The 21,160-nt window shown below is 36.3% G+C and carries 24 protein-coding genes; 13 read left to right on the top strand and 11 right to left on the bottom strand.

Annotation, left to right across the window (positions count from 1 at the left end; genetic code table 11):
- Positions 1–13 precede the first annotated feature (13 nt).
- From BC962_RS03240 to BC962_RS03190, 11 genes are all read right to left on the bottom strand, one after another.
- The gene (locus BC962_RS03240) at positions 14–1,240 is read right to left on the bottom strand and encodes a permease (RefSeq protein WP_070237428.1); all 1,227 of its coding nucleotides are present in this window, start codon (positions 1,238–1,240) and stop codon (positions 14–16) included.
- Positions 1,241–1,250: 10 nt separating this feature from the next.
- Positions 1,251–1,733: a YybH family protein gene (locus tag BC962_RS03235; protein ID WP_026754889.1), complete on the bottom strand. Its 483-nt coding sequence runs from the start codon at positions 1,731–1,733 to the stop codon at positions 1,251–1,253.
- A 19-nt stretch (positions 1,734–1,752) separates the two neighbouring features.
- Positions 1,753–2,301 carry a potassium channel family protein gene (locus tag BC962_RS03230; RefSeq protein ID WP_394330317.1) on the bottom strand — a complete coding sequence of 183 codons (549 nt, stop codon included), beginning with the start codon at positions 2,299–2,301 and terminating at the stop codon, positions 1,753–1,755.
- A 562-nt stretch (positions 2,302–2,863) separates the two neighbouring features.
- Positions 2,864–3,424, bottom strand: a complete 561-nt coding sequence (locus tag BC962_RS03225; protein ID WP_121344456.1) for a DUF3347 domain-containing protein — start codon at positions 3,422–3,424, stop codon at positions 2,864–2,866.
- Positions 3,425–3,447: 23 nt separating this feature from the next.
- Positions 3,448–3,900 (bottom strand): heme-binding domain-containing protein, encoded by a 453-nt coding sequence (locus BC962_RS03220; protein ID WP_121344455.1) that lies wholly within the window; start codon positions 3,898–3,900, stop codon positions 3,448–3,450.
- Entirely contained in the window at positions 3,901–4,503 is a 603-nt protein-coding gene (locus BC962_RS03215) for a DUF3347 domain-containing protein (protein ID WP_121344454.1), read from the bottom strand.
- 57 nt (positions 4,504–4,560) lie between these two features.
- The gene (locus tag BC962_RS03210; RefSeq protein WP_008991354.1) at positions 4,561–4,947 is read right to left on the bottom strand and encodes a DUF302 domain-containing protein; all 387 of its coding nucleotides are present in this window, start codon (positions 4,945–4,947) and stop codon (positions 4,561–4,563) included.
- A gap of 19 nt (positions 4,948–4,966) precedes the next feature.
- Complete coding sequence (locus BC962_RS03205; protein ID WP_070237423.1) at positions 4,967–7,336, bottom strand: multicopper oxidase domain-containing protein; 2,370 nt, start codon at positions 7,334–7,336, stop codon at positions 4,967–4,969.
- Positions 7,333–8,550 (bottom strand): TolC family protein, encoded by a 1,218-nt coding sequence (locus BC962_RS03200; protein WP_121344453.1) that lies wholly within the window; start codon positions 8,548–8,550, stop codon positions 7,333–7,335. The genes BC962_RS03205 and BC962_RS03200 overlap by 4 nt, the downstream gene beginning before the upstream one ends.
- Complete coding sequence (locus tag BC962_RS03195; RefSeq protein ID WP_026754881.1) at positions 8,547–12,299, bottom strand: efflux RND transporter permease subunit; 3,753 nt, start codon at positions 12,297–12,299, stop codon at positions 8,547–8,549. The genes BC962_RS03200 and BC962_RS03195 overlap by 4 nt, the downstream gene beginning before the upstream one ends.
- Positions 12,300–12,403: 104 nt before the next feature.
- A complete protein-coding gene (locus BC962_RS03190; protein ID WP_026754880.1) occupies positions 12,404–12,820 on the bottom strand; it encodes an HYC_CC_PP family protein in 417 nt (138 codons plus the stop codon).
- 292 nt (positions 12,821–13,112) lie between these two features.
- Here BC962_RS03190 and BC962_RS03185 point away from each other — a divergent pair, with 292 nt between their 5' ends.
- The 13 genes from BC962_RS03185 (at position 13,113) to BC962_RS03125 (ending at position 21,152) form a co-directional block, all read left to right on the top strand.
- Positions 13,113–13,535: an HYC_CC_PP family protein gene (locus BC962_RS03185; RefSeq protein WP_121344452.1), complete on the top strand. Its 423-nt coding sequence runs from the start codon at positions 13,113–13,115 to the stop codon at positions 13,533–13,535.
- 172 nt (positions 13,536–13,707) lie between these two features.
- Positions 13,708–14,289: a helix-turn-helix domain-containing protein gene (locus BC962_RS03180; protein ID WP_121344451.1), complete on the top strand. Its 582-nt coding sequence runs from the start codon at positions 13,708–13,710 to the stop codon at positions 14,287–14,289.
- 70 nt (positions 14,290–14,359) lie between these two features.
- Positions 14,360–14,962, top strand: coding sequence for a WG repeat-containing protein (locus BC962_RS03175; protein ID WP_121344450.1), 603 nt, complete (start codon positions 14,360–14,362; stop codon positions 14,960–14,962).
- Positions 14,963–15,265: 303 nt separating this feature from the next.
- The gene (locus BC962_RS03170; protein ID WP_245983989.1) at positions 15,266–15,583 is read left to right on the top strand and encodes a hypothetical protein; all 318 of its coding nucleotides are present in this window, start codon (positions 15,266–15,268) and stop codon (positions 15,581–15,583) included.
- Between the two features lie 25 nt (positions 15,584–15,608).
- The gene (locus tag BC962_RS03165) at positions 15,609–15,866 is read left to right on the top strand and encodes a hypothetical protein (RefSeq protein ID WP_034886845.1); all 258 of its coding nucleotides are present in this window, start codon (positions 15,609–15,611) and stop codon (positions 15,864–15,866) included.
- 12 nt (positions 15,867–15,878) lie between these two features.
- Positions 15,879–16,097, top strand: coding sequence for a heavy-metal-associated domain-containing protein (locus BC962_RS03160; protein ID WP_034886844.1), 219 nt, complete (start codon positions 15,879–15,881; stop codon positions 16,095–16,097).
- A gap of 19 nt (positions 16,098–16,116) precedes the next feature.
- A complete protein-coding gene (locus BC962_RS03155) occupies positions 16,117–16,335 on the top strand; it encodes an SHOCT domain-containing protein (RefSeq protein ID WP_117157961.1) in 219 nt (72 codons plus the stop codon).
- A gap of 17 nt (positions 16,336–16,352) precedes the next feature.
- A complete protein-coding gene (locus BC962_RS03150; RefSeq protein ID WP_117157962.1) occupies positions 16,353–16,631 on the top strand; it encodes a DUF5676 family membrane protein in 279 nt (92 codons plus the stop codon).
- 18 nt (positions 16,632–16,649) lie between these two features.
- Positions 16,650–17,372: a lycopene cyclase domain-containing protein gene (locus BC962_RS03145; protein WP_121344448.1), complete on the top strand. Its 723-nt coding sequence runs from the start codon at positions 16,650–16,652 to the stop codon at positions 17,370–17,372.
- A gap of 45 nt (positions 17,373–17,417) precedes the next feature.
- Positions 17,418–17,879 (top strand): universal stress protein, encoded by a 462-nt coding sequence (locus BC962_RS03140; RefSeq protein ID WP_026754869.1) that lies wholly within the window; start codon positions 17,418–17,420, stop codon positions 17,877–17,879.
- Positions 17,880–17,929: 50 nt separating this feature from the next.
- Positions 17,930–18,391 (top strand): universal stress protein, encoded by a 462-nt coding sequence (locus BC962_RS03135; RefSeq protein ID WP_121344447.1) that lies wholly within the window; start codon positions 17,930–17,932, stop codon positions 18,389–18,391.
- 33 nt (positions 18,392–18,424) lie between these two features.
- Complete coding sequence (locus BC962_RS03130; RefSeq protein ID WP_121344446.1) at positions 18,425–19,780, top strand: NAD(P)/FAD-dependent oxidoreductase; 1,356 nt, start codon at positions 18,425–18,427, stop codon at positions 19,778–19,780.
- Positions 19,781–19,787: 7 nt separating this feature from the next.
- Positions 19,788–21,152, top strand: a complete 1,365-nt coding sequence (locus BC962_RS03125) for an APC family permease (protein WP_121344932.1) — start codon at positions 19,788–19,790, stop codon at positions 21,150–21,152.
- Positions 21,153–21,160 lie beyond the last annotated feature (8 nt).

Genomic DNA, 21,160 nt, shown 5'->3' with positions numbered 1-21,160 from the left:
CTTTATCTATATTTTAATTCACGAAAAATTTTACAATCAGTCCACCTGCCAACCATATATAACAGATATAGGCCGCATATTTTAAAACACTTTCAAGCAATGGACTTTTCGGTGCCATTTCGCTCATTGAGTGCTTTACATCCTTTCTCTTGAAAAACCCTAAGTATATGAGATATCCTGAAATTGCGAGAAAAGCCATATTCAAATAGAAGGTATAGTCAATTTTGAAATGCTCTTTGTCCTGTATTTTAACTTGTGATGTGTCAGGCAACATACCCAACAAATCGAAAGAGTAATGCAGAGCCAAAGCTGTTCCTATTAATGCCGTAAACAGTAAGAATAAAATGAACAGCGACATTTTCCACCCATAATACTTGGCGTTAATACGAAGTACAGGAAAGACTACCAAATCACTAAAAATAAAAGCCATAACCCCTGCAAAACTCACGCCCTTTCCAAAAAGCAATGCCGCCAACGGAATATTACCCATTGAGCCAATAAAAGTTAAAAATGCGGCAATAGGTCCTACAACGATATGTTCCAATATTTCAAGAAAGGTAAAGTCTGTATTGCCTTGACCACTATTGATAAATAGTGTCTGGAAGAAAGAATCGGGAACGAAGGCTGCGACGATACCTGCAATGGTAAAGCCAACGGTAACGTCCTTCCATACCATCTGCCATTCCATCTTATATTTTTTGGCAACCCTTGCCCAACTATCTTCTTTCTTGATTTGTTTTTTCCAATCTTTGGAATCATCCATTGAATCGTCATCTTCGTTCTCTAAATTCTTGCGCGCTTTTTCTATGAGCTTTTTAGGATTGATTATTCGTATCAAAATCCACGAAATAAGAATTAAAAGGATTCCACCTACATATTCGCCGACTACAAACTGCCATCCCAAAAATATGGAAATGATGATTCCAAGCTCAATTACGAGATTGGTCGATGCAAGAAGAAAAGCAATGGAAGACACAAAGCTTGCACCTTTTTTAAAGATAGATTTTGTGCCCGCTAAAGCCGAAAAACTACACGAGCTGCTTATAAAACCGAAAAACGTGCCTAAGAGTACACTTTTACCTTCACTCTCGTTCATTGTTTTTTGCATCCTTTTTTCAGTCACAAAAATCTGTATCATACTACTGATGATGTATCCCAAGATGAATGCCCAAAGCGCCATCCAGAAAAATCCGGTGGTCGTATAGGCCGCTTCGCCCCATTGTTTTAAGAATTCGCTCACAGTTTAAATTTTATTTTACATTTCTTGACGAAGAATGTGTTTTAATAATCTTCCATTTACCATCCATCTTTTTTAAGATAGACGTCGCTACTCCTTTTTTCTTTATCGTTCTACTTTCGCCTTTTTCATCTGGATTGAGCACGATAGTGTAGATGTAGGTTTCAGTAGTAAATGCATAAGGCAAATCTACTTCCGCATCAATTTCATAATCTGAAAATTCAAATTTTTTGAAATGCCCCAACTCAGGCCCCAAATGGTGTTCTATATAGTGCGCATACGAGCCTTCTACACCACCAGATTCAAATACTTTTGAATCTTCTGTAAATAGTTCAAATGTCCCCTCGGTCGTTAAGTTTTGTAGTGCATCTTTGTAAGCTTTCATTACTGCGATAACATCTTCTTTATCTTTAGAATCTTTATCATTCTGTGCATTGGTAATGCTGACTGTTGAAATGAGAACAGTTACGAGTGTAATAATTTTAAGTACTTTCATATTTATATTTTTAAAGGGGTTATTTGTTAACGTGAATTCTATTAATGTTTGCAATACCAAATACCAATACCAAAAAGCTCAAGAAAACTTCCATCATTACCAATAGTTTACCTGCAATATTCAATGGTACAATATCTCCGAAGCCAACCGATGAAAAAGTAATTAAGCTGAAATATAAAAACTCAAAAAACTGTAATGAAAATGAGCCATTGAGCGCTGTACTCGATTTAAAATTTTCAGGGTTCAAAGTATATAAAGCGTGATAATCTGCTGAAAACGAAAGGACAATCAAAATAATCAATACTCCAAATAAAGTAAGAACGTGGGTTAGCTGATGACTTTCGCCTATTATTTTACTTAACTGTATAAAAGTGAGCCTTACGATAAAAATGGTTTTGACCAAAGCCAAACCAACAATTATAAAGGGTAGAAATTGGCTGGCGGAATCTACACCTACCCATAGTATATAACTTAACGATAGAGCAATCACTATACTTGCAGTAAGCAATACCTTTTTAAACAGTTGCTTGTAAAAGCCAATTCTTTCAGATTTTTCTATTGTGTTCACTTTAGTCATTTTCAATTTATTTCCTTAACTAAATAATTGAAGCGCCAAAGCACCACCAACTATTAAGATTAGTATGGTATATATTATGTAATTGAACCATTTTCTAACTACAGACTTTTCAGTTGTATTTTGACACCCGTCTTTGCAACACTCTTTCATTGTTATATCTTCCTTTTTTATATGCAAAATCCTTTAAATAATACTTGAAAATGAGAGGCAACCTTTATTAACCAATAAACCAACCAAATGTTTACCCCTCACAATCAAGTACTCTTCACTAAACTTCTCTTCATCATAAATTTTTAATTGCCTGACATAGGAAGAGAGATGTTATTATTTTAGGGATATATTCTCTCTCCCTTGTGCAGGCTGCTATTAACCAAATCAACTTTTCTTTTCAAAATTAATTGTGCCTGACTAGGGAAGGAACTAACACTAACCATCAACATTGTTTTCCTTCCCAGGACAGGACTTAAAAACTATTCGGATATCTTTATCATTTTACAACCTTCTGTTAACTAATAAACCAGAACATTGAAAATATTTTTATACAAAAGGCTATCTATTGAATAGTTTTTTGAACTTTTCCACATTTAAGCATTTTGCTTCCGTAATACGGGTTCCTAACTTCGTTACTTGTACTTAACCAAGCACTACCTTTATCATACATTGGGCAAAATTGCTCGTATAACGTGCTTTTTGTACCCGTAATAGCTACCATATCAGTAATATCCTTACTTAACGTTTTAAAATGCTCGCGTTGGTGGTCTATGGCACTTTCAGAAATATGTTCTGCGTGCTCGGTAGCATCTTCTATGATATCAGCAAGCTCTTTTTGTTGTTCTTTTGTATAACTACCCATATCAAATGCTTTAAGAGAGGCTACCAATTTTGTTCCTGCTTGTGCTGCCTTTTTTGTATCGTCCGCAACTAAAGCATCTTTTAAATTAAAGTAATCACTTAAAATAGCTTCTGCTTTTGCGTCACTATTTTTATTCATCATTTTGCTATGGTCCATTTTCATATCTCCGTGATCGTGGTTCATTTTTTCTTTTTCCTGTGCATTGGTAAAAGAAACTGCTAACAATAGCATTGCTGCAATACTCATTTTTAAATTTTTCATTTTAATTACTTTTAAATTATTGTTTATAAACTATCTTTTAATTGTGTGATAAAATTGATTAACTCTTCTGCTTCAGCTTCTGTAAATGTTGCCTCACTATGTATCAAAGTGTAAGAATCCAAAGGCATTTCGCCATTTTCAATCTGCTTGATAATAGACCTTAACTTACTTGCTTTTCTTCGGCTGGATAATGAATCCCATTCGTTGAAATTAAGTTCAGCTTTGCCTTCTTTAATATGGTCTTCCAAAAACCAAGCAACAGGTTGAATCTTATTATACCAAGGGTATTGAGTATTATTGCTGTGGCAATCATAGCAGGATACCTGTAACTTTTTTTGAATAGTTTCTGGTACATTATTGACCAGCATAAAATCAGTTGACGGTACAGTATCACTTTGATTGCGTGTAGTGGGAATAAATTGAATTCCCACGAACGCTACCAGCAGTATTATTGCTATAATCTTTACAATTTTCATTTAGTTAATTTCACGTTGTACTTTGCCGCATTTTAACATTTGACTACCATAGTATGGATTGCGCACTTCCTCTTTAGTACTTAGCCAAGCTGTACCGCCATCATACATAGGGCAAAACTGCTCGTAAAGCTTCATCTCTGCTCCTGTTATAGCTACCATATCTATTACATCTTTACTTAAAACTTTAAAATGTTCGCGCTGGTGTGCTATATCACTTTCTGAAATGTGTTCTGCGTGTTCAACTGCATCCTCAACAATATCCTTTAATTCCGATTGCTGGGCATCGGTATATTGTGAGGCGTCAAAATTTCCTAAGGATGTTGCGAGGGTTGCCCCAAGTTCTTTGGCTTTGCCATTATCATCTCCCACCAACGCATTCTTTAAGTTGAAATAGTCATTTAATACCGCTTGCGCATTACTATCTCCACTCATTGCCATTTCCTTCTTTTCGCCGTCGTGATGACCATCACTGTTATCGTGGTTCATTTGTGAATGGTCTCCATCCGTGCTATTTTGTTCTTTGCTGTTGTCTTTACAAGACATTACTGTTAAGGTTATGAATGCTATCGCAACTATACCTAATGTTGATTTTAATTTGCTCATTTTGTTTTAATTTAAGTTTGTGTTTATTAATTATTATTACTGCCTTTTTATAGTGTCTTATAATTTTTCAATGACGTTTTCCAACATTGCAGTTATTTCGCTGGCTACCTCATTCAATTTTTCATTTTTTACAGCTTGCATTGATGCCATTGGGTTTACGGCCGCAACTTCAATGATACCTGCTTCGATTTCCTGTACTATGACATTGCAGGGCAACATCGTTCCAATTTTATCTTCTGCTTGCAAAGCTTTATGTGCATAGGGCGGATTACAAGCTCCGAGTATCCTATACTTTTTAAAGTCTATATCCAGTTTTTTCTTTAGTGTTTCTGTTACATCAATTTCTGTAAGGATTCCAAAACCTTCTTCCTTTAATCCTTGTGTCACTTTCTCGATGACCTCTTCGAAGGTTCCATTGATTGTTTTATTAAAATAATAGTTCATCTTTTTAATTTTTAGTTGTTTAAAATCTTGCTAATAGTCCACCACCCAATCCATATCGGTTATTGTAGTTAGCTTGGATTGAAAAATTGCGCGAAAGAATGTATGCAACCCCTACCAACCATTGTGTTTCGCTTTCAAATGATTTATTATTCTCTAAATCATTGACCCATCCAAAATCTGCTCTGTATTCGTATTCGCCTTCCAAAAAAATTCTTGGAAAAATCAATAATTCTCTGTCCAAACGTATTCTTGGGCGTAGCTGATGGTCCATACTCACATCTACATTAAATCTATAAGGCGTAAAATACTTTACACCAACCAATCCTACGGTATTAAATGTATCGTAAGAATCTGGTGTTGACGTTTCGGTATTTACTCCTGCATAAACACGTACCCAATCGTTCAGATACCTATTATAACTTATTTCGGCTTCAAGATTTTGGTCGTAATCGAACTCTGTTCTCAAACCAAATTCATTTCGGATATTGCTCGACGTTAAAAAGAGTTCATTAAAGTTTGAACCTGCACGAGCCAATCCCCACGAATAATAATGGTCTGTCTCATCGATAAGTTTCTGAACTGGATAATCTTTCATTCTATCATCCCTTGGGGTATCGTAACTAAACACTCTTGCCATACCACCCATCATATGGTACAATACGTGACAATGAAAGAACCAATCGCCATACTCTTCGTTATAAAATTCAATAATAACTTTCTGCATTGGTGGTACGTTCACGGTATGCTTTAATGGGGAACGTTCTCCTTTTTCATTGATGACCCTGAAGTAATGACCGTGCAAGTGCATTGGATGGTGCATCATAGTCAGGTTATTTAATGTAATTCTGGTTACCTCGCCTCCTTTTATATTTATCTTATCGGTTTCTGATAATGGAACCCCATTCATACTCCATACATAGCGATTCATATTACCTGTTAGGTTAAGCAACACTTCATTTACTGGTAAATCTGCCTTAAATTCAGTTTTTTCTTTTGCCTCTAAAAAATCATAGTTGAAGTATGTCTTTCGCTCCTCATAATCAAAAGAAGTAGAATCCTTCTGCATCATTGGCATATTGTGCATATGACCTTCCATTTTATTTGATGCTCCATTATGGCTCATTGACATCGAGTCTTTTTTCATTCCCATTGTATCATCCATCTTCATATCCATTTGGTCATTCATTTTGCCATCTTTCATCGACATCTTATCGTTCCCCATTTTCATCTCGCCGTCCTTCATATTCATCTTCATTCCGTACTTCTGCATTAAAACTTCGGGTGTATTCTTCTTCTTGTTTCCAACCATTGCAGGTGCTCCCATTTTCATATCCATTTTAGCCATTTGCTTCATCATCGCTACCTTATCAGGTCTATCAATTCTTTTGGCTGGGTAAAGAGTGCCATTACCTAACTGTATAGAGGTATGACCTGAACCATCTTGAGCGGTTGCGGTAATTTCAATAGTTCCTTCTGGAATAGTTACAATTACATCATACGTTTCGGCTATGCCAAAGAGAAATCTGCTTTTGGAAACGGGTTGCACGTCAACACCATCACTGGAAACCAACATTGGGTTACCTCCGCCAAAGTCCATCCAATAATAGGTAGAAGCCGATGCGTTAATGAAGCGAAGCCTTACTTTTTCGCCAGCCGTAAATTCTGGATACTCTGCCAGTTTTTTACCGTTGGACAAAAATGCGGGATAATAAATGTCTGCAATATCAGCCCCTTCCATACGGTCTCTCCAAAATTTAAGTTGAGCACCAAAGGCACCTTCTGAAATGACCCTACTTAATGGCACTGCTGTGCCTTTTTTAACTTGATACCACTCGTTACCTCTTTTAAGGTTTCGTAATACATTCATTGGTTTTTCATTGGTCCAATCTGATAATACCACGACTAAATCTTTATCATATTCCAAGGTTTTCTCTTTTGGATGAATGATAATAGACCCATAAACACCTTTTTGTTCTTGTAGCATTGTGTGGGAATGGTACCAATATGTTCCCGATTGGTTGATTGGAATCCTGTATTGGAAGGTTGTTCCTGGCTCAATCGGTGGGGTAGTTAAATATGGAACCCCGTCGTAAAAATTGGGAAGTATCAATCCGTGCCAATGCACTGAAGTTTCTTCATCCATTTTATTGGTTACGTTGATTATAGCAAGGTCTCCTTCATTAAATTCCAAAACAGGCCCAGGGATACCTCCATTGATGGTCATTGCATTGGCAGTAACACCTCCAAGTGTCATTTCGTTTTCCTCAATGGTAAGGTTATACTCCTTAACAGGTCGCCCATCTTCCTTTCTATCATTTCCGTTTGTGCCTACTTGGGCAAAAATTGAAGTTGTGAAAAGTAATAGCGTAATAATTTTTATTGTTTTCATTTTGTCAAATAATTTATGATGGCATATTCTGTATAATACCCTCTATTAGATTCGATTAAATTGATTTGAAACCTTAACTGCAATTCTTGTACATCGAGCACATCGTTAAAATCTATAGTTCCGGTTTCGTAATTCTTAATGAGAATTTCTTCGGCGTCATTCGCCTGCTTTAAATTGTCTGTTTGTACATTAAACTTAATTCTCATTGTATTTCTATTATAAATAGCTTGTGCAAGACGTGTTTCAAGGTTATTGAGCCTCTCTTCTTTCTGTGATTTTATTTCCAATTGTTTCAATTCATTTTGCTTTGTCACTGACTTATATTTATTATTGAAAATGGGAATTGAAATAGAAACCATAGGCATCACAATGTCTTTACCATTATCGGAAAAATTCATATCTGGACGTTCTGATACAGGCACATAGTCCAAACCAAAACCGATATTGGGCGCACTCTCTTTTTGGTTTAATAATTCGGCTTCTTCGATAGATTCATATAATTTATCGTATTTAATAAGTTCTGGGTTAAGCTGTAGATTGTCAGTCAAAATAAACACATCTTCTTCGGGAATTATCATCTGCTTTACGACCTCTACGGCAATATTTTCATCACGATTCAAAAGATTATTAAAGAGCGCTTGCTCCGCCAAATAATCTTGTTCCAGCACTTCTTTCTGCTGAATCAACTCGTTCTGTCTTATCTGAAGGCGAAGTACATCAACCGCTGATGCCTTTCCCACTTCTACAGAGGTTAATGCAAGGCGTTCATAGGTTTCCAGAAGTTCTATATTCTCATCCAGAATACCCTGTTTTGCACTTATGGCATAGAGTTTATAATAGGATTGGGATACTGATAACGAAAGTTTTCTTTTTGCAATCGCTATATCAACAAATTGGGCTTCGGCCATTGATGAAGTATAGTTTTCCCTTGCTGATATGGTTCCAAACCAAGGCAACATTTGCTTTACTGAAAAACGTGCACGTTGCGCCCCTGTTCGGGTTTCTGGTTCACTTATAAAGTAGCCTACGCCAATCTCTGTATTTGGTAACCAGTCAACTTCATTTACCTTTTCTTCAGCTATATTATAGCGCAGTTCAAAAGCCTGAATTTCAGGATTGTTCTTTTCAGCTTCCTGAATATAGGAAGCTAAATCTTGTGCATTTACTTCCGCGAAAGCGAAAAAAACAAGTCCTATTAAAATTATATATCTCATTTTGTAGCTCGTTTTAATTGATATTCTTTCTTCCAGCTAAATAGCACTGGTAATAAGAAATAAGAGGTAATATCGATAATCATTCCACCAAAAATTGGGATTGCCATAGGTATCATTATATCACTTCCTTTTCCTGTGGATGTGAGGATGGGTAATAGTGCCAGAATGGTAGTTACCGTTGTCATTAAACAAGGGCGTATTCTCTTGCCGGCAGCTTCAAGCGTTGCCTGTCGAATTCCCTTTTTGTCCGTTGGATTTTCTCTATCGAAGGACTGTGTGAGATAGGTTGCCATTACCACGCCATCATCTGTAGCAATGCCGAAAAGTGCAATAAAGCCTACCCAAACCGCCACACTTAAATTAATGGTTTTCATATTGAACAGGTCTCGCATATTTTCCCCGAAAAGATTAAAATTGAAGAACCAATCTTGGCCGTATAACCAAATCATAATGAAACCACCAGCAAAGGCTATAGTAATTCCTGAAAATACCATAAGCGATGTGCTGACTGATTTGAACTGGAAATATAGAATCAAGAAAATGATTACAAGTGCGAGCGGCACTACAACAGAAAGTGTTTTCTCTGCCCGTAATTGATTTTCGTAGGTACCTGTAAATTTGTAACTGATTCCTTTAGGAACGATCAACTCGCCAGCCTCAATTTTCTTTTTAAACAAAGCCTGCGCATTTTCAACCACATCTACCTCGGCAAAACCATCTAGCTTATCAAAAAGTACATACCCCACAAGGAAGGTGTCTTCACTTTTAATTACTTGCGGTCCTTGTTCATAGCGAATATCCACCAACTCGCCTAAAGGAACAGGACTTCCTTTTTCCACAGGTACATAAATCTTTTTAAGGTCTTCTGGGTTGCCACGCAACTCTCTTGGGTAGCGAACACGAACCCCATAACGCTCGCGACCTTCTACTGTTTGGGTAAGTGGCATACCACCAACGGCGACTTGAAGTACTTCTTGAACATCCATAATTGAAATTCCGTACCGCGCCAATTGCTCTCTTTTAATATCAATTAACAAATAGGGTTTACCTACAATACGGTCTGCAAAAACAGCTTGTTCTTTTACACCTTCGGCTTGTTTCAAAAGACCTTCCAATTGCAAACCAAAAGCTTCAATGGTTTTTAAATCAGGCCCTTTCACTTTGATGCCCATCGGTGCTCGCATTCCAGTTTGAAGCATTACCAATCTTGTCTCGATAGGTTGTAGTTTCGGTGCAGAGGTAACTCCAGGGAATTTAGTGACCTTAACTATTTCATTCCAAATATCATCAGGACTGACTATTTCTGGTCTCCAGTTACGGTAGTATTCCCCATCATCATCTGGAATTAAATCTTCATTAGTTGCGTTTGTTTTAAGCTGAGATGCTTCGTAGTTTGCATCGTCACTGATTTCGTTATTTGGGTTGATGATGAATTTTTCATTTTTCAATACAAACAATCCGTCATCATTCATTTTATAACGTTGGCGCTCTCCAGATTCATTCCGCATATATTCAGATTTATACTGAATCATATTTTCATACATCGATAGTGGTGCAGGGTCGAGCGCGGATTCTGTTCGACCTGATTTTCCTACTACTGTTTCTATTTCTGGAATCGTGGCAACCGCCATATCGAGTTGTTGCAGTACACGCTTATTTTCTTCTACACCAGAATGTGGTAAAGAAGTAGGCATTAAAAGAAATGAACCTTCGTTGAGCGATGGCATAAATTCTTTACCAGTATTTCGCATTATAACCACTCCTAAAATAAACACCGTTGTTGGAATGATTAAAAACAGTAGTCGGTTTTGAAGTGCCCAGCGTAATATATTGTCATAATACCTTTGGAAAATTGAAAACACACCCAGTAACCCAAAACAGATAATCGCTACAAAAATCAAGTTCATTAAGATGCTCCGATCAAAACCGAGCGGTCGCCAATATTCAGCAAGCAAGAACACAATAGCAATGCAGGAAATAATTATGTGAAATAAATTAGCTCTTTTAGTTGTTATAATATCTCTTACGCTCAAGAGCGCAACAACGCCATAAGCTATTAAGATAAGCCCTAACCAATAGCCGTAAACAATGGCAGTGATGCCAAGAATAATAAGCAAACCGTTGAGAATATATTTAGAACGTTCTCTAATATTCGTTTTCCTAAACAAGAATGCGGCAAATGGTGGTATCAAGAAAAGAGCAATAACCAAGGCCGCAGAAAGTGCCATTGTTTTAGTAAATGCCAGTGGTCTAAATAGTTTGCCTTCAGCACCTATCAATGTAAATACTGGTATGAAGCTTATAATAGTTGTGAGTACAGCTGTTAAAATAGCTCCTGAAACCTCAGCAGTAGCATTATAGACAATTTCATTTGTTGTGTATTCTATTCCACTTTCTTTAAAGCGTAATTTTTCATCTTCCAAATGCCGAATCATATTTTCGGCAAGTATGACGCCTACATCCACCATTGTACCAATGGCTATAGCAATACCTGATAAGGCAACAATATTTGCATCTACATTGAATAGTTTCATCGCAATAAATACCATTAATACGGCAACAGGTAATAATCCTGAAATAAGAATAGATGCGCGCAGGTTGAACACCATCACGATGATGACCAAAATGGTAATTAAGATTTCAAGTGTAAGAGCTTCATTAAGCGTATGAAGTGTTTCTTGAATGAGTTCTGTTCGGTCATAAAATGGGACAATAGTTACCTGTGAAGTGCGACCGTCAGCTAAAACTTTGCTTGGTAGTCCTGTTGAAAGTTCAGCTATTTGATCTTTGACGTTATTAATGACTTCCATTGGGTTTGCACCGTAACGAGCCACAACGACACCACCCACAACTTCGGCACCTTCCTTATCCAGAATACCGCGTCTGGTCTGTGGTCCTAAATTTACTTTTGCGATATCCTTGATTCGTATAGAAGTAAAATTTTCTGAAGTAACTACTGCATTTTCAATATCAGCCACAGATTTTACATAACCCAAACCACGAACTAAATATTCTGCTTGATTTATTTCCAGTGTCTGCGCGCCAATATCTTGGTTGCTTTCCTTTACTGCTTTTACAACATCGCTTAAACTAATACTGTATTGGCGCATTTTTTCAGGGTCAACATCAACTTGGTATTCCTGAACATAACCGCCAATAGAGGCAACTTCTGAAACACCACTTGCCGAGGACAATCCGTATTTTACATAGTAATCTTGAATACTACGCAGCTCCTGCAAATCCCAGCCTCCAGTTACATTTCCTTTTTCATCACGCCCTTCTAACGTGTACCAATATATTTGACCTAAACCTGTGGCATCGGGTCCTAAAGATGGATTTACGCCATCTGGTAATAGGTTGGCTGGCAGTGAATTTAGTTTCTCTAAAATCCGACTACGTGACCAATAGAATTCAATATCTTCTTCAAAGATGATATAGATACTGGAAAACCCAAACATAGAGGAACTACGAATGGTCTTTACACCAGGAATACCCAGAAGCGAAGTAGTAAGTGGATAGGTAATTTGGTCTTCAATATCTTGTGGTGAGCGACCTTGCCACTTGGTAAAAACAATTTGTTGATTTTCCCCAATATCTGGAATAGCATCTACAGCAACAGGATTAGATGGTAAAAAGCCGGTGTCCCAACCAAAAGGTGCGTTTACAACGCCCCAACCTATAAATAGGGTGAGCATTAAAACTGCGACGAGTTTATTCTCTATTAGAAATTTGATGCTTTTATTCAGCATAGAAATGATTATTAAGTAATTATAAATCTTGTTTAAAAAGTGACAAACAAGCACAAAGGTCCAAAACAAATTAATGTAGGACTACAGTTCTAATTACTTAAAAATCAAATAAGGAAGGTTTGGTCTAAAACTTGAATATCCCTGACCAAGGGAGGAGGTGTATAATCTCTATATGAATTTAAATCTTCTTGAAATTCGAAAAACAAATTTATATAGGTGTGGATAAAAGCAGCAACAAACAGTTGTTGGTCTTTATCCAATTTGTCGAACGACGTTTTTAAAGTATCTTGACCTTCAACAATCACTTGTTCATCACTACAACAACCTTTTTTGGAGATATCACACTCTGATGAATTCGATTGCTGTTGAACTTCCATACCGCAGGTTTCAGCGTGACCGAATAAAGAAGTATCCACTAAAGTATCGCCACAGTAATGACTATCAACAGTAAAAGATACTGTTGATAATAACACAATAAGTGCTAAAGAAAATGACGCTATTTTATGAAATATTTCTTTCATTATTGTTGCAAAGTTATGAAAAAATAATTCTAATTCCTGTATTTAACTTTTTTACAGCATAAAAATACAATGGATTTATCTATCAAACTGTCTTAAGAATTATGTACAAATAGACACCTTTTATATTAAATTTTATATGACGAAAGTCATATTCTAGTTGAAGTTTGTTAATTATCTTCGTAAAATATATCTCTATACTCTATACATAAAATTCTGATTATGAATTTATTAAATAAAATATCATATAGTTACTAAAAATCAAATGTTAAACAAAATTTAACTATCTTTAAGCGTGAAGTCTACTTTTGCCAAAATATTGTCCTTCTTTTTAGCATTATCAATACTGTTTTCTACCTCTTCCTTTACGGTAGATATGCATTTTTGTTGCAATAAATTAGTAGATATGGCTTTTTTTAGTAAAGCGAAATCTTGTATGGAGATTGTGAAAAAAAAAGATGATAATACCAAAAAATGTACTTCCATACAAGAGAAAGACTGTTGCGATAATCAGACCATTGTAAAAGAAGGAGATGATACTTTTAAAAAGTCTAATACAATACTCACAACCGAGACTATCGTTTTCTTAAACACATTCGTCTATTCCTATATAAATCTTTTTGAAGGATTAGATGAAAACGTAATTTCCTATAGAGCCTACAGGCCACCATTGCTCTCTACAGATATAATAATTCTCAACGAGACCTTCTTAATTTAAATTTCTACTGCGCAGGTTAAATTTAATCTGCATTGCATCTATAGCCACAGTTTCACTTCTGGCTAAAAATTGTTGTACCCCATTTTCAACAACACTATAACACCATTAACCCTGTTAGGTCTTATCCTTTCAAACCATTGAGTTAAAACTCAATGACAATACATTCTATACTATGAGCGAACCAAAGGAATTTTGGATTAAGAATATGGTCTGTAACCGCTGTTTAAAAGTAATTATGCAGGAATTACAAGAACTTGGAGTAACTGTACTTTCATTGGAACTGGGAAGACTATTGGTAGAAGCACCAAAAAAAACCAACAATGAAATTATCAATGCAGTAACAACCGTGCTTCACGCCAATGATTTTGAAATAGTGCAGAACGAAGAAGAAATGCTCGTAGAAAGAATCAAGATTATTCTAATTGAACAATTGCAAGAGCTACCATTACATATCAAAGTAAAAACATCTGAACTATTGGCATCAAGCCTTCATAGGGAATACAAGACATTGAGTAAATTATTTTCAGCAAATCAACAGACAACCATTGAAAAGTACTTTATCAAATTAAAGATAGAGAAAGTTAAAGAGCTCATTCAACTCAAACAACATTCCTTTTCAGATATAGGGTACTTATTGGACTACAGCAGCGTAAACCATCTGTCTAGACAGTTCAAAGAAGTAATTGGAGTGAGTATGACCGATTATAAAAATACTGAAAACTGGAAAAGAAATTTTTACGATGAAATTATGTAGATAACAACGAAAGTTATGCAGATAAACGCTTAAGGCAATCATTAATTTTATCAAAATAAATCAAACTAAAATGAAAAAACTACTCATCACATTAGTATTAATTCCGTTTCTAGGGATTGCACAAACTATAGAAAATTTAGAGTACATCTCGCCTTTTAACAATGAAGTAGCTGCCATTAAAAAAGGGAACGAATGGGGGTTTATTGACCAAGACGGCAAAGTAATCATTGATTTTCGAAATGATTTGGTGCTAACCAAAACAGGAAATGCAACCTACCCCATATTCAGTAACGAAAAATGCTTGATTGCCCATCAAAAAGATGGCATACTGTATTATGGCTATATCGATAAAACTGGAAAAACTGTCATTACACCTCAATTCTTGAATGCGACCAATTTCGAATATGATAAGGCATTGGTACTAAAAGTTGAAAAAGAGACCATAGGCTATAATGACATTTTCAACAAAGACGTCGTTAGCTACCATTATTTTGAAGTAGTTATAGATAAACAAGGAAAAGCCATTGACCATCTAACTCAATTGGCCATTCACATATCGCCTAAAGATAAGGAGGGTAAAAATCCACCTACCATAACATCTAAATTCATTTCGGAAAATTTAGTGGCCATTAAAGACAGCAACAAGAAATGGCGTTTAAAAAAAATTGAATAACAACGAAAAAGTTCCGGACAGAAATGAAATTAAAGAAGATTGAAAACCTTTTTAAATCTGACAGTTAATAGCTGATAACCCATTCCCTAAACTACGGTTTGTGGATTGTTGGGAATGGGTTTATAAAAATAAAAGTTTAACTCAATAAAATAGAAAATTATGAAAACATTACTAATTGTTTTATCAACAATCGGGCTTTTAAGCTTAAGCAGTTGCAACCAAGGAGCAGATCCTCAAGCACTTTTGGAAAATCCTGAAACTCGTACGGAGGTGTTTAATGCCATTACCGAGAACCACGATTATATGACCGAGTTTATGGAAAGTATGCACGGCAGTCAACACACAATGGCAATGATGCAGGGCAACAAAAAAATGATGGGCTCTATGATGCAAGGAGAAGGAATGCAAATGATGATGAAGGACAGTATAATGATGCATTCGATGATGAACCAAATGATGAATGACGGAAAAATGATGGGAACAATGATGAAAATGATGCACGAAAAAGGAATGATGAGCGAGGACTGTATGGAATCTTGCTCAAAGATGATGGGCGAAAAAGGAATGGATATGCAGAATATGAATAGTCCAAACAAACAGGATCATACCGAGCATCATTAATTTTTAACTTCTAAATACAAAAACAATGAAAAACAATCACTGGATTTGGATGGTCATAGGTTGTGGGCTACCACTATTGTTCATCTTTTTAGCGCCCTCATTTGGTATAGGAGGTGGTTCATCACTATTTATTTTCATCCTTTTTATGTTCGGCATCCATCTGTTTATGCCCCACGGTTCACACGGACACGGAAGGCACAATAATCATAAGCATCAGGATAGCGACCACAATCATTCTGAACAAGAAACAAAAGAAGAACACAAAGGACATCAACATCACTAAAAACTATATACAATGAAACAAAAATTTCAAATAAACGGAATTAGTTGTGGTGGATGTGTAGCAAGGGTCAAGAAGACTTTGGAAGAACATCCCAATATCGAAAAGGCAGAAATTTTTCTGGCACCAAAAGGAGCTACACGTATCACGATGAATGAAGCACTTTCGGTTGCCGACTTGCAAAAGCAACTCGATGAGCTCAATGGATATACAATCACAGAACTTAATCAATAACAATTAAAACCTAAAAACTATGCATTTATACGACGGACACTTTGGAGGAATGCACCTAATATGGTGGATTATATGGGTCATCTTACTTGCTTGGATATTCTTTATCCCAGCAGATATACCCTATCAAAAAACAATGAAGGACAGCCCACTGGATATTCTTAAAAAACGCTATGCAAAAGGCGAAATATCCAAGGAAGACTATGAAGAATCTAAAAAAATTTTAAACTCGGACAACTAATCTTAAACTATAAAATTATGCATCGCTTAAACGTAAAAAAACTCGGATTTGCCTTCGGTCTTACAGGAACCATAATTTATTTGGGCTGTATGATAGTAATGGCTACAGCAGGACGGGAAGGTTCAATCATCTTTTTCAATAGCTTATTGCACGGCTTGGACACTTCCAATATCATTAGAATGGATATTCCCCTATTAGAAGTGTTAATGGGTATCGTACAAACTTTTATCCTTTGGTGGCTTATAGGCGCTTCTATTGGCGCTTTTTATAATGCGCAAATAAAAATAAAAAAGTAAAAAAACCTTTTAGGATTTATGCAATACGTCTGGTTTATATGGTCACTAATTATTCTTGCCCTTTGGGCAATAATCTATTTTTCAAAAAAAGGGCATAGAAAAGAAATGCTCAAAATGAGCCTGATTACGATGCCCTTTGGTTTAACAGAACCGTTGTTTGTACCAGAATATTGGTTTCCACCTTCGCTTTTTGATTTGGCCGAAAAAACAGGCTTCGATATCGAAAGTTTGATTTTCTCTTTCGCAATAGGTGGCATTGGCACTGTACTCTACAACCTTATTTTTAAAAGAGGACTTGCCCAAATACCGCATAGCGAACGAAGTCATAGCAGGCACCGATTGCATATTTTTATACTTTTTATACCAGCAGCTGTATTCATCATTCTGGCGCTTTTTACGTCGCTCAATCACATTTATTGCGGCATTATAGCTTTGTTCATAGGTGGATTGGCGACTCTTTATTGTCGCCCAGATTTAAAAGGAAAGATTTGGGTTGGGGGAATTCTGTTTACGGTATTGTACTTCATTTATTTCGGAAGCATCCTTCCGTTCTATCCTCAATATGTGGAGTTGTACTGGAATCTTGACAACCTGACCCATATTCTTGTCTTGGGCATTCCTATTGAAGAATTATTATTCGCCTTCACTTTTGGGATGTTCTGGTCTGGATTATATGAACACATCTATTGGCGGAAACTCATAAAATCAAATAAAACAAGTAATCAATTTAAACCTATATAAAAAAGAATAAAGCATAGGATATTTAATCAATAAAACATTCAAATTATGAAAATAGTATTAGCAGTAGATGGCTCGGATTTTAGCAAGGTTGCCATTAAGAAACTTGCAAAATTTCCATTACCACAGGGCAGTGAAATTAGTATAATAAACGTTTATGAACATCCTGCGATGTCAACCCCAGAACTCATATCCACAACAGTAACTCTTGACGTGTATTATCAAGAATTTATAGCCAATGCTGAAAAAATAGGGAAAAAGATTGTTTCCGAAGCTGGTAAAGTATTGAAAGAAAAAAATCGCTCACTTCTTATAACAACAAATGTAATCAGCGGTCTTCCAAAAAGAGAAATTTTGGAAAAAGCGGAATCTTTTGATGCCGATTTAATTGTAGTCGGTTCGCAAGGGCAAGGAGCATTTTCACGTCTTTTATTAGGTTCTGTTTCACAATATCTAGCAACACACGCCAAATGCTCGGTATTAATTGTAAAAGAAAAAGAAAATGCTTAAGCATTTGTAAATGAGCTTCAAGCAATCTAATCTTTAAAAACATTCAAATTATGAAAATAGTGTTAGCCATAGATAGTTCTGATTTTAGCAAGGTTGCCATTAAGGAACTTGGAAAATTTCCATTACCAAAGGAAAGTGAAGTTTGCATCATAAATGTTTATGAGTATCGTGCGTTGCCAACATCAGGGTTACATTCAACAACAGCAACACTTTATAAATACCCTGATGAAGCTATAAAAAATGCACAAATAATAGGGGATAAAATTATTTCCGAAGCCATCAAGATATTAAAAGAAGAAAATGAATCGCTTAATATCACAACAAGTGTTATCAGCGGTCTTCCAAAAAAAGAAATTTTAGAAAAAGCAGAATCGTTCGGAGCAGATTTAATCGTGGTCGGGTCACAAGGTCAAGGGGCATTTTCACGTCTTTTATTGGGTTCTGTTTCACAATATTTAGCAACCCAAGCCAAATGTTCAGTAATGATTTTGAAAGACAAGGATGCAAAATAATCTATGGCTAATAACAATGTATAAAAACTAAATATGAACGTCAACCATTCAAATACTGCTATTACAGAATCTGCTTGCAAGATAACAGATGAAATCTGCCTTCCAGATACTAATTTACCTCGTGTTGTTATTATAGGTGGTGGGTTTGCAGGTTTGGCATTGGTTGAAAAATTAAAACATAAAGAGGTGCAGGTAGTATTGTTCGATAAAAATAACTTCCACCAGTTTCAGCCATTATTTTATCAGGTGGCAACGAGTGCTTTGGAGCCTGACAGTATTGTTTTTCCATTTAGAAAACAAATCAATGGCTATAAAAACGTATTGTTTCGTTTGGCTGAAGTGGAAGAAATCCAACCTTCTACAAACACCATTATAACCAATAAGGGAAGCGTTCATTTCGACTATCTCGTATTGGCAACGGGAACAACTACTAATTTTTTTGGTATGGACAATGTCGAGTCCCATAGTCTTGGGATGAAGGACATTCGCGATTCTCTAAATATTCGTCATATGATGCTGCAAAATTTAGAACAAGCTGCAATCACTTGTGATGACAAAGAACGTGATGCCTTAACAAATTTCGTCATCGTTGGAGGTGGTCCAGCTGGCGTGGAAATGGCAGGAGCTTTGGCTGAATTCTGTAAATACATTCTTCCTAAGGATTATCCCGAGTACCCTTCTTCCATTATGAACATTTATTTGATAGAGGCCATTGATGAATTGTTAAGTACGATGTCTGAAAAAGCATCTACGAAAACCCTGAAATATTTGAAGGACTTGGATGTAAAGGTACTATTCAATGAATCGGTAAGCGATTATGACGGCTCAATAGTAACAACCAAAAGTGGAAAAACCATTTTAGCCAAAAACCTAATCTGGACGGCGGGTGTTAAAGGACAGTTCCCAAAAGGTATTGATGAAAAACACGTGGTTAGGGGCAATCGCTTAAAAACCGACTCATTTTTAATGGTAGAAGGCTATGACAACATTTTTGCCATAGGCGACATAGCGGCTGTAATTACAGAAGAAACGCCAAAGGGGCATCCGCAAGTAGCACAAACAGCTATTCAGCAAGGTAAGTATTTGGGTAATATATTATTGAAAATTATTAAGAATGAGGGCGTAAACCCTTTTGAATATAAAGACAAAGGCTCATTAGCAACAGTAGGAAAACGCAGAGCGGTTGCCGATTTAGGCAAATTTAAATTTGCAGGCTATTTCGCTTGGTTGCTGTGGTCAATTGTACACTTATTATCCATAAGCGGATTTAGAAATAGATTGATGGTTGGTTTTAATTGGGCGGTAAGCTATTTCACTTATGAAAAGAGCAATCGCCTAATTATTAGAAATTTTGAACCAAAATCTTCAATTAATAACACAAAGAAATAATTTACAAATGAAAAACACCACAAATGAAAACGATAAGCTTTCCCTAATAGGTTCCATCTCTCTTGGTACAGGTGTAATGATAGGTGCTGGCATATTTGTACTTATGGGACAAATAGCTGAATTGGTAGGCGATTTATTTCCGATTGCTTTTATTGCAGGTGCTATCGTGGTAGGTTTTAGTTCATATTCTTATGTGAAGTTCTCAAATGCCTTTCCGTCATCTGGGGGGGTGGTTAAGTTTTTCAATAAATCCTATGGACCTGGAACGACCACAGGTGTCTATTCTTTACTAATGTATGTTTCAATGGTCGTTGCACAAAGTTTGGTCGCGGGAACCTTTGGCGCATATACCCTTCGATTATTCCCAGAAAGTTATGCTGGTTATGCATCCATTCTTGGTATTCTACTTTTGGTAACAGCGTATGTCATAAATATTCTAGGAAATAAAGTGATTGGAGCAACGGCCACATTTACAGCAATTATTAAAGTAGGTGGTATTGCATTGCTCGCCATTGCAGGTTTAGTAGCTTCCGGATTTGCAGATATTACAGGAGACTATATCCCACAAAATACCGAAACGCTACCACAAGGGCTAAGCTTTGTAGCGGCATTGGCATTATCAATCCTTGCCTATAAAGGGTTCACAACAATCACGAATCAAGGTGGAGACATCAAAAATCCACACAAAAACCTTGGAAGATCCATTGTGATTTCTATTCTTATCTGCACACTTATCTATGTGGCCTTGGCACTTGCTGTTGCAGGCGGTTTGAGTATCCCTGAAATAATAAAGGCAAAAGATTATGCTTTGGCAGCAGCAGCCGAACCTGTTTTTGGGGAATGGGGTTTATGGTTTACTATAGCAATCGCTATTGTAGCAACCTTTTCAGGGGTTATCGCCAGTGTCTTTTCGGCATCGCGCTTATTGGGGATGTTGAGTAATATGAAACAAATACCCTCTTTAAAAAAAATGGGTAATTTTAAAAATCCAGCACTCATATTTACGGTTGCCCTTGCCGTTTTACTCACTTCCTTTTTCGATTTAACAAGAATCGCTTCTATCGGCGCTATTTTCTATCTCATTATGGATATCGCTATCCATTGGGGGCTTTTTCGCCACTTAAAGAACGAGGTAAAATTTAAACCCATCATTCCTTTAATAGCCATTGTAATGGATATAGCAGTACTATCAGCTTTTCTATATATAAAATATCTGAATGATCCAATGGTGCTCATCGTAGCAGCAATTGGAATTATCCTGATTCTTGTTGCGGAACGTTTTTTTATGATTTCGCATACAGATGATGATGGCAATATGCCAATGGGAATGGGCGAGGATAAATCAAAAATAATAGAAAATCAAGTTAATTAATTTAAAAT

It is taken from the genome of Gillisia mitskevichiae (assembly GCF_003634585.1).
In the GTDB taxonomy this organism is placed as follows: Bacteria; Bacteroidota; Bacteroidia; order Flavobacteriales; family Flavobacteriaceae; genus Gillisia; species Gillisia mitskevichiae.
The sequence above is the reverse complement of the archived record's forward strand: the minus strand, read 5'-3'. Positions and strand labels throughout refer to the sequence as shown.

Bases quoted from the DNA above. Each gene is read 5' to 3' on its own strand.
- BC962_RS03150 (WP_117157962.1), top strand. From the start codon at position 16,353: ATGCATCGCTTAAACGTAAAAAAACTCGGATTTGCCTTCGGTCTTACA.
- BC962_RS03210 (WP_008991354.1), bottom strand. From the start codon at position 4,947: ATGAACTATTATTTTAATAAAACAATCAATGGAACCTTCGAAGAGGTC.
- BC962_RS03215 (WP_121344454.1), bottom strand. From the start codon at position 4,503: ATGAGCAAATTAAAATCAACATTAGGTATAGTTGCGATAGCATTCATA.
- BC962_RS03205 (WP_070237423.1), bottom strand. From the start codon at position 7,336: ATGAAAACAATAAAAATTATTACGCTATTACTTTTCACAACTTCAATT.
- BC962_RS03145 (WP_121344448.1), top strand. From the start codon at position 16,650: ATGCAATACGTCTGGTTTATATGGTCACTAATTATTCTTGCCCTTTGG.
- BC962_RS03125 (WP_121344932.1), top strand. From the start codon at position 19,788: ATGAAAAACACCACAAATGAAAACGATAAGCTTTCCCTAATAGGTTCC.
- BC962_RS03225 (WP_121344456.1), bottom strand. From the start codon at position 3,424: ATGAAAAATTTAAAAATGAGTATTGCAGCAATGCTATTGTTAGCAGTT.
- BC962_RS03170 (WP_245983989.1), top strand. From the start codon at position 15,266: ATGACCGAGTTTATGGAAAGTATGCACGGCAGTCAACACACAATGGCA.
- BC962_RS03235 (WP_026754889.1), bottom strand. From the start codon at position 1,733: ATGAAAGTACTTAAAATTATTACACTCGTAACTGTTCTCATTTCAACA.
- BC962_RS03130 (WP_121344446.1), top strand. From the start codon at position 18,425: ATGAACGTCAACCATTCAAATACTGCTATTACAGAATCTGCTTGCAAG.
- BC962_RS03165 (WP_034886845.1), top strand. From the start codon at position 15,609: ATGAAAAACAATCACTGGATTTGGATGGTCATAGGTTGTGGGCTACCA.
- BC962_RS03195 (WP_026754881.1), bottom strand. From the start codon at position 12,299: ATGCTGAATAAAAGCATCAAATTTCTAATAGAGAATAAACTCGTCGCA.
- BC962_RS03200 (WP_121344453.1), bottom strand. From the start codon at position 8,550: ATGAGATATATAATTTTAATAGGACTTGTTTTTTTCGCTTTCGCGGAA.
- BC962_RS03160 (WP_034886844.1), top strand. From the start codon at position 15,879: ATGAAACAAAAATTTCAAATAAACGGAATTAGTTGTGGTGGATGTGTA.
- BC962_RS03175 (WP_121344450.1), top strand. From the start codon at position 14,360: ATGAAAAAACTACTCATCACATTAGTATTAATTCCGTTTCTAGGGATT.
- BC962_RS03135 (WP_121344447.1), top strand. From the start codon at position 17,930: ATGAAAATAGTGTTAGCCATAGATAGTTCTGATTTTAGCAAGGTTGCC.
- BC962_RS03180 (WP_121344451.1), top strand. From the start codon at position 13,708: ATGAGCGAACCAAAGGAATTTTGGATTAAGAATATGGTCTGTAACCGC.
- BC962_RS03220 (WP_121344455.1), bottom strand. From the start codon at position 3,900: ATGAAAATTGTAAAGATTATAGCAATAATACTGCTGGTAGCGTTCGTG.
- BC962_RS03190 (WP_026754880.1), bottom strand. From the start codon at position 12,820: ATGAAAGAAATATTTCATAAAATAGCGTCATTTTCTTTAGCACTTATT.
- BC962_RS03140 (WP_026754869.1), top strand. From the start codon at position 17,418: ATGAAAATAGTATTAGCAGTAGATGGCTCGGATTTTAGCAAGGTTGCC.
- BC962_RS03155 (WP_117157961.1), top strand. From the start codon at position 16,117: ATGCATTTATACGACGGACACTTTGGAGGAATGCACCTAATATGGTGG.